The organism is Nocardioides sp. (genome assembly GCF_047602075.1).
GTDB lineage: Bacteria > Actinomycetota > Actinomycetes > Propionibacteriales > Nocardioidaceae > Nocardioides.
The window spans coordinates 63077-75579 of the sequence record NZ_JASGIF010000001.1 but is presented as its reverse complement, the minus strand read 5'-3'; the positions used below and the strand labels follow the sequence as shown (position 1 = coordinate 75579).

The window sequence follows — 12503 nt, the reverse complement described above, 5'->3', positions numbered from 1 at the left end:
CCCTAGTCGCGCGACTCCAACGCGGCCGGCTCCTCGTGGCCGCCGAGGATCGCGTCGAGGTTGCTCTCGACGGGCTCCAGCTCGGTGACCGTGGGCGCAGCCTGGGCGCCGCCAACGAGACTGGGCAGCGAGGCCAGCAGCACAGTTGCTCCCCCGAGGACGAGCGGGCCGACCACGAAGACCAGGACCACCTCCTGCCAGGACACCGGGGCAGGATCGCTCCACCCCACCGGCGCCGCCTGCGCGGGCCAAGCCGCCAGCGCCAGCCCGACAGCGGCGACGACGATGCTCAGACGGACGGTACGACGAACGGCAGCCTGGATGGTCACGCCCATAGAGTAACGAGCCCGACATACTAAGCGACATGGACTGGCGCGAGGTGGGCCAACGACTGCTCGGCTGGCCATTGGCCGTCGTCGGTCTGATCGTCGGCGGGTTGGTGGTGCGGTGGCTGCTGTTTCGGGCCATCGACCGGATCGTGCGCCGCACCGAGGACGGCGTTCTGCCGGACCGGATGGCGGCTCTGTCGACCACGGACCCCTCTCGCCGGGTGCAGCGCGCACGCACCATAGGCAGCCTGCTGAAGAGCATCATCAGCGGGGTCACCTTCGCCGTGGTCGGAACGATGATCCTCAGTGAGTTCGTCAACATCGCGCCGATCATCGCCAGCGCCGGCATCGCTGGTGTCGCTCTCGGCTTCGGTGCGCAGAGCCTGGTCAAGGACTTCTTGTCGGGGATCTTCATGATCTTCGAGGATCAGTACGGCGTCGGCGATGTGGTCGATGCCGGGGAGGCGACCGGGACCGTGGAGGCGGTCGGATTGCGGGTGACCCGACTGCGCGACGGCAACGGCACGGTCTGGTATGTCCGCAACGGCGAGATCCTGCGGGTCGGCAACATGAGTCAGAGTTGGGCGCGCACCGTGCTGGACATCGCGGTGTCCTACACCGAGGACATCGACCGGGCGAAAGCAGTGCTCGAAAAGGTGGCCGGAGACCTGTGGCACGACCCCGAGTACAAATCGCTGGTCATCGCCGAGCCGCAGGTCTGGGTGGAGGATCTGGGCGCCGACCGCGTGACGATGCGCGTGGTGCTCAAGACCGCGCCGATGGAGCAGTGGCGGGTGGCTCGCGAACTGCGCGCCAGGATCAAGACCACCTTCGACGACGAAGGGATCAAGGTCCCCCCGCCGGTGACCCCGCCAGCCGGCGGGGCTACCCCAGGGATGCCTCCAGCGTGATGGTGGTGCCGGTCAGCGCGGCGCTCACCGGGCAGTTGGCCTTCGCGCCCTCCGCGGCAGCCTGGAAGTCCTCCGCCGTCAGGCCCGGGACCACGCCCACCACGGTGAGGTGGATGCCGGTGATGCCGGTGCCGGGCTGGAAGGTCACCGCTGCGCTGGTGTCGAGCGAGGTCGGCGGGGTGCCGGCCTGAGCGAGGCCGTGCGACAGCGCCATCGAGAAGCAGGCCGAGTGGGCGGCGGCGATCAGCTCTTCGGGGCTGGTCTGACCTCCTGGCTCCTCGGCACGGGACGGCCACGAGACGTCGAAGGTGCCCAGACCGGAGGAGGCCAGGGTCACCTGACCCGAGCCCTCCATCAGGCTGCCTTCCCAGCGAGTGGTCGCGGTGCGAGTCGTGCTCATCGAGGCTCCTTGGCTGATCGGGTGATGGTCGAGTCGAGTCTTCCACGCCGTGTCAACGACACCGATGCCACCCGGCGCCACCGGGCTCGGCACAATAGCGGAGTGAGCACCTTCTACGACGAGATCGGCGGCATGGACACCATCCGCACCATCGTCCACCGGTTCTACGAGGGCGTCGCCACCGACGATCCTCTCCGGGCGCTCTATCCAGAGGAGGACCTCGGGCCTGCCGAGGAGCGGCTCACCCTCTTCCTGGCGCAGTACTGGGGTGGTCCGACGACCTACTCCGAGCGGCGTGGACACCCGCGTCTGCGGATGCGGCACGCGCCGTACGCCGTCACACCCGACCAGCGTGACCGCTGGCTCCGGCACATGCGCGACGGACTGGACGCAGCCGGCCTCACGCCGGAACAGGACGAGCGGTTCTGGACCTACCTCACCTATGCCGCCGAGTCGATGGTCAACCAACTGGCCTGAGTTGGGCCTCGGCGAGAGCACGCACCCCAGGATCCGGCTCCACCGATCGTCCGGTGGCCGGGTCCCAGAAGACGAGCACGACCGTGGCCGCGGCACACACGGTGTCCCCGTCGCAGATCGCCGCCTCGAGGGAGATCGACCGGCGTCCGACCCGGCTGACCTGGGACCACAGGTCGTAGGGCTCGGCACGGAAGACGAGCGGCACCCGATAGTCCACGTCCACCTGCGCGACGACCATGCCGGTGACGTGTGGACTGGGCCCGCTCCAGAGTCGGGACACGTAGGAGATCCGGCCCTCTTGGAAGTACTCGAAGTACTTCACGTTGTTGACGTGGCCATAGGCGTCGACATCGGAGAAGCGGACATGCACCGGCCAGTGCCCGATCTCGGTGCGGCGGATCTCGGGTGCCGGTCGTGGCCTGACCCGGTCGTCCGGCTCGAGGAACAGCTCGAGGCCGGTCCGCTCGTCGGGGGTGATCCGTCGCGGCCGTTCCGTGGCGAAGACGTACGGCGTGAGCAGGGTCTTGGCCCGCAGATAGACCTGCCGGCCGTTATCGGTGTCATCTCGCGCATCTGCGTGGAAGACCTCGTAGGCCATCGTGAACGACGCCGGTCGGACCTCGGTGACCCAGCACTCGATGTCGACGGTCCCTCGGTCCAAGAGCAGCGGCGCCCGATAGCCGACCTCGTGCCGGACGACGACGATTCCCTCGGCCAGACCGGCCGAGCGCGCACCGCTGACCTGCGATCTCATCAGGTCGACGCGGGCCTCCTGCAGGTAGTCGACGTAGACCACATTGTTGACGTGACCCAGCAGATCCAGGTCGGCCCAGCGCATCGGACATCGATAGAGGTGCCGCACCCGACGATAGTGTCAGACCATGGCGACCCGATGGCTCAACACCCGACAACAGCATTCGTGGCGTGCGCTCATCGTGGGGATGACCCTCCTGCTCGACCGGCTCGACGAGGATCTGCAGAAGGCGCACGGCCTGTCCCTGACGGAATACGAAATCCTGGTCCGTCTCTCGGAATCACCCGACCGGCAGATGCGGATGGCGCGCCTCGCCGATGCTCTCGCGCACAGCCGGAGCCGGGTCACGCACACCGTCAAACGGCTGGAGGATGCCGACCTGGTCAGGCGCTGCGATTCACCCGACGACGGCCGCGGTCGGCTGGCGATCCTCACCGACCGCGGATTCGAGGTGCTCGAGCAGGCCGCCGTGACCCATGTCGAGGGCGTTCGGAACTACTTGGTCGATCTCGCTTCGGCCGGTGACTTCGCAGCGGTCGGACGGGTGATGGATGCCGTGACCGACACCCTGGTCGAGGCCCACCCAGCGATGGACCTGCGCACCTGAGCCGAGCCTGGTGGTTCAGTCGCGGGTGAGCCGCCGGTGGGTGACCCGGTGCGGTCGGGCGGCCTCGGTGCCGAGCCGCTTGACCTTGTTGTCCTCGTAAGCCGCGAAGTTCCCCTCGAACCAGAACCACTTGGCGTCGTCCTCGTCGTCGCCCTCCCAAGCGAGGATGTGGGTCGCGACCCGGTCGAGGAACCACCGATCGTGGGAGGTGACCACGGCGCAGCCGGGGAACTCCAGCAGCGCATCCTCCAGGGACTGCAGGGTCTCCACGTCGAGGTCGTTGGTCGGCTCGTCCAGCAGCAGCAGGTTGCCGCCCATCTTGAGGGTGAGGGCGAGGTTGAGTCGGTTCCGCTCGCCGCCGGACAGCACGCCGGCCCGCTTCTGCTGGTCGGGCCCCTTGAAGCCGAACGAGGCGACATAGGCGCGTGAGGGCATCTCGAAGTTGGCGACCTTGATGTGGTCCAGGCCGTCGGAGACGACCTCCCAGACGTTCTTCTGCGGGTCGATGCCGCCGCGGCTCTGGTCGACGTAGGAGATCTTGACGGTCTGCCCCACCTTGAGGTCGCCTGCGTCCGGCTTCTCCTCGCCCACGATCATCCGGAACAGCGTGGTCTTGCCGACGCCGTTCGGGCCGATCACACCGACGATGCCCGCGCGGGGCAGCTTGAAGGTCAGGTCGTGCATGAGTTGCCGGTCGCCGAAGCTCTTGGCGACACCATGCGCCTCCAGCACGACGTCGCCGAGTCGCGGACCGGACGGGATGTTGATCTCGGCGGTGTCGATCTTGCGGGAGCGCTCGGCCTCGGCCGCGAGCTCCTCGTAGCGCTGTAGGCGGGACTTGCTCTTGGCCTGTCGCGCCTTGGGGTTCGATCGCACCCAGTCCAGCTCTCGCTCGAGCATCTTGGCGCGCTTGGCGTCCTTGGCGCCCTCGATCTTCAGCCGCTCCTGCTTGGTCTCGAGGTAGGTGGAGTAGTTGCCCTCGTAGGGGTGGGCCTTGCCGCGGTCCAACTCGAGGATCCACTGGGCGACGTTGTCGAGGAAGTAGCGGTCGTGGGTGACGGCCAGCACGCAGCCGGGGTACGACGCCAGGTGGCCTTCCAGCCACTGCACCGACTCGGCGTCGAGGTGGTTGGTGGGCTCGTCCAGGAGGAGGAGGTCGGGCTGCTGGAGCAGCAGCTTGCACAGTGCGACGCGGCGCCGTTCACCGCCGGAGAGGTTGTCGACCAAGACGTCGCCGGGCGGGCAGCGCAGCGCGTCCATGGCCTGGTCGAGCCTGCTGTCCAGGTCCCATGCCCCGGCATGGTCGAGGTCTGTCTGCAGGTCGCCCATCTCGGGGAGCAAGGTGTCGTAGTCGGCGTCCGGGTCGGCCAGCGCCTCCGAGATCTCGTTGAAGCGGTCCAGCTTCGCCTTGATGTCGTGCACGGCCTCCTCGACGTTCTCTTGCACCGTCTTGCCCTCGGTGAGCGGTGGCTCCTGCTGGAGCATCCCGACGGTCGCGTCGGGACCGAGAATCGCGTCACCGTTGTTGGGCTGCTCGAGCCCCGCCATGATCTTGAGCAGGGTGGACTTGCCGGTGCCGTTCGGCCCGACGACGCCGATCTTGGCGCCGTGCAGGAAGGACAAGGTGACGTTGTCGAGGACGACCTTGTCCCCGTGGGCCTTGCGCACGTTGCGCAGGGTGAAGATGTAGTCCGCCATGGTCAGCAAGCCTACGGTCGAGACACCGTGAGACCCGAAACGACACCGACCTCGGTCAACGGTCGCCGATCAGGCCGCTGGTTCGGCGGGCGTCAACTCCTCCCCGTTGTGGTTCAGGCGAGGACCCGACTCGTCGTAGGAGTGGATGACCTCGCGCACGCGCGGGTCCTCCCGGTCCGCGGCATCCTCCTTGCGCGCCGTCTTGGTGAAGGAGCTGGTGCCCCGGTTGAGGTCGTGTCCGATCGCGGTGGCCACGACGACGTAGCGCACGGACTTGGTGCCGTCGCCCTTGTCCCACACGTCGGCCTCCAGCCGGCCCTGGACCATCACCGCGTCGCCCTGCCGGACCGAGTCGTGCACGTGCTCGGCGAGGGCACGCCAGGCCTTGACGGTGTACCACGCTGTGGTGCCGTCCTCCCAGGAGCCGTTGCGGAAGCGTCTCGGCGTGCTGCCCACCCGGAAGCTGGCCACGGAGGCGCCGTTGCCGATCTCGGTGAGGGTGACGTCGCTGCCCACCCAGCCGCAGAAGCTGATGTGCGTGTCGTTCATGGTGTCCTCCTGTCGGGGCGAGCCGGTGCCCGCCGAGATCCAGGCTGGACATCACCGCCGACGAAACGGACGTGCGGAGCGGCCGGTTGTGGAGAGCGACCTTTCCGGGCCGCCTGTGGACGTTTCGCGGGCCGGGCAGGGTGTGGTGACTAGCTCAGCGCCTTCGCGAGCCCGTCGCGAGCCTGGGCGTAGGCGGCCAGCTCGGCGTCGATCGGAGTGACGACCAGGTCCTGGGAGACCTCGCCGATGACGGCACGCAGGCGGTGGTCGGCAGCCTTCGCGCGGCGCGAGGCGGTGCCGGCGACTAGCAGCCGACACACGAGCGCAAGCAGGATGCCGAGCGCGACCCCACCGAGCAGGAGCAGCGTCGGAAGCGGGAAGCCGTGCCAGGCCGGGAGCGGCAACGCCGGCAGCTTGAGGTAGTCGAAGACGAAGACGACCCCGAGCCAGACCAGTCCCACGACTGCGGCCAGGGTGAGCAGCCACTGCAACATCCGCACCACGCCGGCCCAGGCGGGGAGCCGGGCGACGCCCAGATCGGTGCGCGCCAAGGCGCCGTCCAACCGGTCGCCGAGCTCGTCGAAACGAGAGACCGACGCGCGGCGCACCGAGCTGGCCCATGGCTGGGAGAGATCGCGGGTGACGTCCTCCACCAGCTCGCGCACCTCGGAGTCGACTCGGGCGCGCTGCACGGGCGTCGCTTCGGGCACCGAGGTCCGAGCGGCACCGGTCAACTGCTTGCCGGCGGCGCCGAGGTCGAGATGCAGGCGTTTGAGCGGGTCGGGCTTGAGCTTGCTCAACCAGGCCACGATCGGCCAGCCTGTCGCTCGGTTGGCCCGCAGCCGGGTGGAGTCTCGGACCGCGGCGACCACCGTCGGCACCCCGGCGGCATCAGCGAGCGCGTCGTCCAAGGCAGCCACCCGCTCCTTGTCGAGGCGACGGGGCTTGGCGGTGCCGGTGACGGCCTCGAGTCGGGCGGCGGCGTTGCGGACGTCCGCCTCGACTCGTTGCCGAGCGGCCTTCTTGGCTGCGACCCGCGAGGTGATCTCGCGGCGCAGCTCCTCGATGCCGTCGCCGGTCCTTGCGCTGACCGGGAGGACCGGCACTCTGTCGAGACCGTCGTCGGCGAGCAGGCGGCGTACGTCGTCGACCATCGCGGCACGTTTCTCGACCGGCACCGTGTCGATGTGGTTGAGCACGACCAACATGACGTCCTGGTGCTCGGAGTGCGGCGCGAGATAGCGCTCGTGGATCGCCGCGTCGGCGTACTTCTGCGGGTCCAGGACCCACACCATCAGGTCGGCCAGCACGACGAGCCGGTCCACCTCGAGGTGGTGGGAGACCTCGGTCGAGTCATGGTCGGGCAGGTCGAGGAGGACCACACCCTGCATCGCGGCATCGACCTGACCGGAGTCCAGCATCGAGTCACGCATGGTCTGGTGGCGCGGCGGGATGCCCAGCCACTCCAGCAGCTCGTCGGCTCCCTGCTGGCCCCACACGCAGGCCGTGGCCCAGGAGGTCGTCGGCCGCCGCACCCCCACCGAGGAGAGGTCCAATCCGGTCAGGGAGTTGAAGGTCGAGGACTTGCCCGAGCCGGTGGCTCCTCCGATCGCGACCACCGTGTGGTCGGCGGAGAGCCGCAGCCGCCCGGAAGCACGGTCGACGACCGCACTGGCGTCGTCGAGCAGGGCATCGTCGAGGCGGCCGCGGGAGGCGTCGACGGCAGCAGCGAGCCCGCCCACCCGGCCGTCGATATCGGCGCTGCGGGTGACGAGTCGCTTCGCTCCCTCGAGCAACGAAGTCATGTTCTCCCTCGACCGGCGAAGTGTCCGGCTTTACCTTCTCGGGCCTCAGCCTAGTTGGTCGGGACCACCCGAATCGGGACCGGCATGCGGAGCGAATCGGACGTCGTCCACCCGCCGGGCGGCCTCGCGCAACTGCTCGGCGCCGTTCGCCTCGATCTGGAGGCTGTCGAGGAGATCCAGATAGCGTGCGCGCTCGGCATCGAGCAGCTCACTGACGTGCCGGTCGAGATCGGCACGAGCCCGCTCGGCGAGAGTGCGCACGGCCTGGTCTCCGAAGATGGCTTCGAGCAGCTTCTGCCCGAGCACCGCGGAGCCGCCCGCGATGCCCGCCTCTGCGCCGGTGACACCGCCGGTGTGGGCGAAGACGACGATCATCAAGGCGACGGAGAGGCCGTTGACGCCGTACGCCATGAACCGCGCGCTGGTGCGCTTGTCGGCTCCTTCGGTGCGGACCATCTCCAAGACGCCCTGCTGCCAGTCGCGCACGGCGCGCTCCGCGCGGCGTCGGAAGTCCCGGGAGGCGCGACCGAGGTCCTCCCCCGCATCGGCGAGCAGCGCCTGTCCCGACGCGAGCGACTGCCAGGAGGCCTCGGCGCGCTCGGCCGCCGCCTCCGCGTTCTCCAGCAGCAGCGTCTCCAGGCCGGACTCGACGGCCACGGTGACCCGCTCGGCCTGCGCCGGACGGCCCTTGATGGCGTTGACGATCCGATCGCGGATCAGACCGATCCGGGTCTCCAGCGAGCGGAGCAACTCGCCGGTGCCGACGAACTCCTGCCAGCGGGCGAGCACCTCCCCTCGCAGGAGGGTCCCGTCGGCGGACGCTTCGGCGATGCGCTTGCTGGCCTCGTCGTAGGCACGGGTCGCGTCCTCGCGGAGACGACGCTCCGCCTCGGCCTGCTCCTCGGCAGCGTCGGCCACGGCATGGGTTCGTAGGGACAGCGTCCGGATCGCCCCGTCGAGGGTCTGGCGGACGACCGCGGTGCGGGCGACGGCGTCGGCGGCCAGCGACTCCAGCCAACTGCGGATCTCGGCCACCGAATCAGGTGGCAGCACGCCGTCCTCGCTCACCGGCCCCTCTCGCACGATGAAGAGCGGGGAGTCCTTCAGCCCACGGCTCGCCAGCATCCGGGCCAGGTGCGTGGAGACGGTCTCGACGGCTTCCTCCGGGGTGCGGTCGAGGACGATCGCGACGGCGGCCGAGCGGTCGGCGGCCTTGCGCAGGAAGTCCCAGGGCACCTGATCGGCATAGCGAGCTGCCGAGGTGACGAAGAGCCACAGGTCGGCGGCCGCGAGGAGCTGGGCGGCCAGGGTGCGGTTCTGCTCCTCGACCGAGTCGATGTCCGGAGCATCCAGGATCGCCAACCCCTCCGGCACGCTGTCGGCGGGGACGAGTTGCAGCGCACCGGGGTCGCTGGTGGTGCGGGCGACCCGCTCCAGATCGGGCAGCAGCCGGTCCTGTCCGAACCACTTGGCGTCCTCGGGGTGGTGCACCAGCACCGGCGACCTGGTCGTCGGCCGCAGCAGACCCGGCTGGGTGACCTTGTGGCCGACCAGTGAGTTGACCAAGGTGGACTTGCCGGCGCCGGTCGAGCCACCGACCACCGTCAGCATCGGGGCATCGATGGTCATCAGGCGAGGGATCACATAGTCCTCGAGCTGATCGACCATCTCGATCTGCGCCTGGCGCTGCTCGTCGACACCCGGCACGGCCAACGGCAGCCGCACCTTCTGGAGGGCGCCCCGCAGCCGCACCAGCGCGGTGAGCATGCGGGTGCCGTCCATGCCGGGCTCGGAGGAAGCGAGCGTCATCGGATGGGCACCACCTGTCCGGGGAACGAGATGTAGGGGCGGGCGGCCGCGATGCGAGCGACGTACTCCTGGCCGCGCGCAGCGAAGTCGGGGGGCGGGGTGCCTCGAAGATATCGGTAGTGCAGGAAGCCAAGCTCGACGGCCGCCTGCTGATAGGCCCGCATGGCCTGCTCACCGGGGCGTCCGCCCATCTGGCGGGCGAACCGACGGCTGCGGCGACGGGCGCCCAGGTCGACCAGCCAGCCGATGTCGGTGGCGGGCAGCAGGCCCCGGTTGGCGGCATCGCCCAGTGCGGCGGTGAGCATCCTCCGCTCCGAGCGGCGGCACCAGACCGCGAAGCCGACCATCGACAAGAACGCCGGCGCCATGATCACCAGGTAGATCCCGACGAACTTCTCGGCTCCGAAGACGGTCGAGGCGTTCCAGGCCGCGTGGGCGAGCACCGCCACCAGGTAGCCGCCGATCGGCGCAACCCAACGCAACAGCGTGCTCCGACTGCTCACCGCGATGCCCACCCCGATGCCGGTGAAAGAGGTGAAGAGCGGATGGGCGAACGGGCTCGCCAGACAGCGGATCACGAAGGTTGCGGTCAGCGCTTGGGTGCCGCCCGGACCGAACCCGTCGGTGCCGTTGTAGGCGGCCGCGAGATAGAGGATGTTCTCCACGAACGCGAAGCCGATGCCGACCATGCCGGCGTAGACGATCCCGTCGAGGATCCCGTCCAGCTCATGCCGCCGCCACCACAGCAGCAGGAACAGGAAGAGGCCCTTGGACGCCTCCTCGGTCACCGGTGCCAGGATCGCCAGCGCCTGTTGGCTGTCGACGCCGGCGGCGAAGCCGATGCCCTGCAGCACTAGCGCCGCCGCGGTCGCCACGAAGCCGCCCCAGAGCAGTCCACTGACCAACAGCAGGCGTGGCTCGGGCTCGTAGCGGTCCAGCCAGACGTAGCAGCCCACCAGCGGACCGACCGGCAGCGATGCCAGCAGGGTCGCGATGAACAGGCTGCGTGGGGCCGACGAGAGGCCCAGCACGACCATCATCGCGGCCGCCCCGACCACGGTCAGCACCGTCACCACGATGGTGAAGCCGAGCCCCGATCGCCGTGCTCTTGGCATGGCTGGAAGCCTAACGGAGCGCCACCCCGCTCCCGGCGTACAGTGACGGTTGTGACGGACTCCACCTTGCCCTCTGCCGAGGCATCTGCCGAGCAGACGACCGACGAGCTCCACACCGAGCAGCACGACCCGTCGGTGCCCGCGGCCTATGCGGCCTTCATGCGCACCGGCTGGGGCGACCGCGAGCTCGACCTGCCGGAGCACCCGATCGCGGCGTACGCCGCCCAGCGGCGGGCGCGACTCGCCGAGGCATTCCCCGGCGAGCGGCTGGTGTTGCCCGCGGGCACGTTCAAGGTGCGTGCCAACGACACCGACTACCGCTTCCGCTCCGACACCGCCCACACCTACTTCTGCGGCAACCAGACCACCGACGCGGTGCTCGTGATCGAGGACGGCGAGTCGGTGCTCTATGCCCGGCCACGCTCGTCCCGGGAGACCGACGAGTTCTTCCGCGACCGGCAGTACGGCGAGCTGTGGGCCGGCCGACGTCCCTCGCTCGGAGAGCTGTCCGCCTCGCTCGGCCTCGAGGTGAGGCATGTCGACGATCTCGAGTCCGCGCTCGGCTCCTCGGCGAAGACCCGTGTCCATCGCGGGATCGACCGGCGCGTGGACGGCCTGGTCTCCGGCGACGACTCTCGTGACGACGAGCTGGCTCGGGTCGCCTCCGAGATGCGGCTGGTCAAGGACGACTGGGAGATCGCCCAGCTGCAGGAGGCCTGCGACATCACCACCCTCGGCTTCGAGGACTCGGTGCGGGAGTGGGACCGAGTGATCGAGTTCGGCGAGCGGTGGCTGGAGGGCACCTTCTTCCGGCGCGCTCGGGCAATGGGCAACGACATCGGCTACGACTCGATCGTGGGCGGTGGGCGGCATGCCACGACGTTGCACTGGATCGACAACGACGGTCCGATCACCCCCGGCGAGCTGGTGCTTTTGGACATGGGGGTCGAGGGTCGCAACCTCTACACCGCGGACGTGACCCGCACCCTGCCCATCAGCGGCAGCTACACCCCCCTGCAGCGGGATCTCTACGATCTGGTGCACGCCGCCCAGCAGGCCGGCATCGACGCGGTCCGGCCAGGAGTGCCGTTCCTGGCCGCCCACAACGCCGCCATGGACGTGCTGGCCCACGGGCTGGAGTCGATGGGTCTGCTCCCCGTCTCGGCCGACGAGGCGCTGAGCCCCGACTCGAAGATCTACGCCCGCTGGACCCTGCACGGCACGTCGCACATGTTGGGCATGGACGTGCACGACTGCGGTCGCGCCTCGGTCGACATCTACCCCAAGGGCGACCTCGCCGAGGGGATGGTGCTCACCGTCGAGCCCGGCCTCTACTTCCAAGTCGACGACCTGCTCGTCCCGGAGGAGCTGCGCGGGATCGGCATCCGGATCGAGGACGACATCCTGGTCACCGCCGACGGCGCGCGGAACCTGTCCGCCGCACTGCCGCGCTCCTCGGCCGAGGTCGAGGAGTGGATGGCGCGGCTGCGCGGCTGACAGCCCCGATCACGGGGGTAGGGCCGGTGGCGCGTTGCTGGAGTAGGTGTGGCCCGTCGGCGTCGTGATCTCCACGATGTGCCGACCGGGTGAGGCATCGACGACCCGGCTGCTCCAACCGGGTGTCTCCTTGGTCAGGTTGTGTGCCGCGCAGAGGCCTTGCCCGTTGGCCACGGTGGTCGAACCGCCCTCGGCGACCCAGACCACATGGTCGGTGTGCTCGATCGGGGCGTCGCACCACGGATGGCGACAATGCCGGTCTCGGGCCTGGATGAAGCGGAGCTCAGGTCCGCCGAAGAACCGCTTGCGGGCCCGGTCGACGCTGGTGGTGACCCCCGTCGCCGGATCGGTGAACCATCGCCGCAGCCACACCGGCGCGTCGGGCTGGGTGACCAGGTCACGCGCGGTGTCCGCGGTGCACGGGGTGCCGTCGGTGAACCAGCCCGCCTGGTCGGACTCGCCGATCAGAGTGTCGGCTCCGATCACCACGCCGATCTCGACCGGGACTGCCTCGAGGTCACGAAACGATAACGATCCCAAAGGGTCCTCCGT

General features: G+C 69.3%; 13 protein-coding genes. 4 read left to right on the top strand and 9 right to left on the bottom strand.

The genetic code is table 11. From position 1 onward, the window contains the following. Positions 1 to 2: 2 nt before the first annotated feature. A complete protein-coding gene (locus QM714_RS00570) occupies positions 3 to 329 on the bottom strand; it encodes a hypothetical protein (protein ID WP_415096578.1) in 327 nt (108 codons plus the stop codon). Positions 330 to 364: 35 nt separating this feature from the next. Here QM714_RS00570 and QM714_RS00565 point away from each other — a divergent pair, with 35 nt between their 5' ends. Further along, positions 365 to 1240, top strand: a complete 876-nt coding sequence (locus QM714_RS00565; protein ID WP_415096576.1) for a mechanosensitive ion channel family protein — start codon at positions 365 to 367, stop codon at positions 1238 to 1240. Here QM714_RS00565 and QM714_RS00560 read toward each other — a convergent pair. Further along, positions 1215 to 1640, bottom strand: coding sequence for an OsmC family protein (locus QM714_RS00560; protein WP_415096574.1), 426 nt, complete (start codon positions 1638 to 1640; stop codon positions 1215 to 1217). The two genes, QM714_RS00565 and QM714_RS00560, sit on opposite strands and share 26 nt — an antisense overlap. 102 nt (positions 1641 to 1742) lie before the next feature. Here QM714_RS00560 and QM714_RS00555 point away from each other — a divergent pair, with 102 nt between their 5' ends. Beyond that, positions 1743 to 2117, top strand: coding sequence for a globin (locus QM714_RS00555; protein WP_415096572.1), 375 nt, complete (start codon positions 1743 to 1745; stop codon positions 2115 to 2117). Here the strand turns inward: QM714_RS00555 and QM714_RS00550 are convergent. Then, positions 2101 to 2955, bottom strand: a complete 855-nt coding sequence (locus QM714_RS00550) for an acyl-CoA thioesterase (protein ID WP_415096570.1) — start codon at positions 2953 to 2955, stop codon at positions 2101 to 2103. The genes QM714_RS00555 and QM714_RS00550 overlap by 17 nt on opposite strands. 43 nt (positions 2956 to 2998) lie before the next feature. Between QM714_RS00550 and QM714_RS00545 the strand changes: the two genes are divergently transcribed. Continuing rightward, entirely contained in the window at positions 2999 to 3478 is a 480-nt protein-coding gene (locus QM714_RS00545) for a MarR family winged helix-turn-helix transcriptional regulator (RefSeq protein ID WP_415096568.1), read from the top strand. 15 nt (positions 3479 to 3493) lie between these two features. Here the strand turns inward: QM714_RS00545 and ettA are convergent, their stop codons facing one another. The 5 genes from ettA to QM714_RS00520 form a co-directional block, all read right to left on the bottom strand. Further along, entirely contained in the window at positions 3494 to 5176 is a 1683-nt protein-coding gene (gene ettA / locus QM714_RS00540) for an energy-dependent translational throttle protein EttA (protein ID WP_415096566.1), read from the bottom strand. A gap of 69 nt (positions 5177 to 5245) precedes the next feature. After that, a complete protein-coding gene (locus tag QM714_RS00535) occupies positions 5246 to 5725 on the bottom strand; it encodes a single-stranded DNA-binding protein (RefSeq protein ID WP_415096564.1) in 480 nt (159 codons plus the stop codon). 149 nt (positions 5726 to 5874) lie between these two features. Next, positions 5875 to 7530 (bottom strand): GTPase, encoded by a 1656-nt coding sequence (locus tag QM714_RS00530; RefSeq protein ID WP_415096562.1) that lies wholly within the window; start codon positions 7528 to 7530, stop codon positions 5875 to 5877. 45 nt (positions 7531 to 7575) lie between these two features. Continuing rightward, positions 7576 to 9339: a dynamin family protein gene (locus QM714_RS00525; RefSeq protein ID WP_415096559.1), complete on the bottom strand. Its 1764-nt coding sequence runs from the start codon at positions 9337 to 9339 to the stop codon at positions 7576 to 7578. Further along, positions 9336 to 10454, bottom strand: coding sequence for a PrsW family intramembrane metalloprotease (locus QM714_RS00520; protein ID WP_415096557.1), 1119 nt, complete (start codon positions 10452 to 10454; stop codon positions 9336 to 9338). Before QM714_RS00520 ends, QM714_RS00525 begins: the two co-directional genes overlap by 4 nt. A gap of 51 nt (positions 10455 to 10505) precedes the next feature. On the opposite strand from QM714_RS00520, the gene QM714_RS00515 reads away from it, so the two are divergent. Then, positions 10506 to 11951 carry an aminopeptidase P family protein gene (locus tag QM714_RS00515; protein ID WP_415096555.1) on the top strand — a complete coding sequence of 482 codons (1446 nt, stop codon included), beginning with the start codon at positions 10506 to 10508 and terminating at the stop codon, positions 11949 to 11951. A 9-nt stretch (positions 11952 to 11960) separates the two neighbouring features. Here QM714_RS00515 and QM714_RS00510 read toward each other — a convergent pair whose 3' ends face one another. Continuing rightward, positions 11961 to 12491, bottom strand: coding sequence for an HNH endonuclease (locus QM714_RS00510; protein WP_415096553.1), 531 nt, complete (start codon positions 12489 to 12491; stop codon positions 11961 to 11963). Between the last annotated feature and the right edge of the window lie 12 nt (positions 12492 to 12503).